We start from the raw sequence: 1284 nt of genomic DNA, 5'->3' as shown, positions 1-1284 counted from the left end.
TGGCTAGTCCCCGTTACTGAGTCCGCCCGGTTCTAGAGTCGGGTTGGTTTGATCCGTTCTCAGCTGATGCTGCAGGCCACCGGGGTGTGGGTGCAGCTGCACGCCGCAGCGTACTCGGCCGGTGTACGGTAGCCCAGGGCCGAGTGGCGGTGTCGGTGGTTGTGGTCGTCTTTGAAGTCGTCGATGACCACGCGGGCCTCGAACAGGGTGTTCCAGTAGTTGCGGTTGAGGCACTCCTTGCGTAGCCGGTTGTTAAACGATTCGATGTAGCCGTTGTCCCACGGGCAGCCCGGCGGGATGTACACCATCCCGGTCCTGTTCTCGCAGAACTGTTGCAGCGCTTGAGAAACCATCTCCGGACCGTTGTCCATCCGGAGCACCTTTGGTGGGCCACCGGCCGCGGCGAACACCTTCTTCAACTCCTCGACCAAGCGTTCGCCGGTGATCGAGCGCTCCACCAGGTTCAGCAGCGACTCGCGGGTGTGTTCGTCGATCATCGAGGCGATCTTGATGGCCTTGCCGTCGACGGTGGAGTCGAACTGGAAGTCGATCGCCCACACCACCTTCGGCGCGTCGGCCACGACCGGCGGCACCGAAGAGACCCCGGCCCGCTTGCGCGGGCTGTGCACCCGCACCTGCAGACCCTCCTCGCGCCACAGGCGGTGGATCTTCTTCTTGTTGACCTCACGGCCTTCGTCGTAGCGCAGCGCCGCCCAGGCACGCCGGAACCCGTGGCATGGGTGTTTGGTGGCGTAGGCGCGTAGCCAGGCCCTCGTTTCGGCGTCCGGGTCGGCTGGGGTCTGCGACAGTGGCAGGCGACGGTAGGTGGAGCGGGCCAGCCCAACAGCCTTGCACGCCAACCGTTCCGACATGCTCAATGTGGTCTTGAGCATGTCCACGGCGCGACGCTTGGCAGCTGGGCTCAGAATTTTCCCTTGGCGACCTCCCGCAGCGCGTCCTTTTCGAGTTCGGCGTCGGCCAGCAGCCGCTTAAGGCGGGCGTTCTGCTCGCGCAGCTCCTTGAGCTCCTTGGCGGCGTCGGTGTCCATCCCACCGTAGGTGCGCCGCCAGTTGTACAGCGTCGCCGGCGACACCTGCAGCGCGGCGGCGATCTCCTCGCCGGTCTTGCCCTCAGCAGCCAGCTCATCCGCCCGGCGCAGTTTGCGCACGATGTCCTCCACGGAATTCCGCTTCCGACCAGCCATGTGTTTCATCGTCCCTTCCGGCCCGACATCGGGCCACAGGACTCTAAAACTGGTTGGACTCAATCACCGGGAACACGCCA

The 1284-nt window shown here is 64.8% G+C and carries 1 protein-coding gene; it reads right to left on the bottom strand.

The window, feature by feature from the left end:
* Positions 1–59: 59 nt before the first annotated feature.
* Positions 60–1204, bottom strand: a protein-coding gene (locus AU192_RS21870) for an IS3 family transposase (protein ID WP_120275772.1) whose coding sequence is annotated in 2 segments (ribosomal slippage) — positions 60–937 and positions 937–1204 — 1146 coding nt in all. Because the reading frame shifts where the segments join, the coding sequence is not laid out codon by codon here.
* Positions 1205–1284 lie beyond the last annotated feature (80 nt).

It is taken from the genome of Mycobacterium lehmannii (assembly GCF_001499925.1).
Lineage (GTDB): Bacteria > Actinomycetota > Actinomycetes > Mycobacteriales > Mycobacteriaceae > Mycobacterium > Mycobacterium lehmannii.
This window is presented reverse-complemented; position numbering and strand designations above follow the sequence as displayed.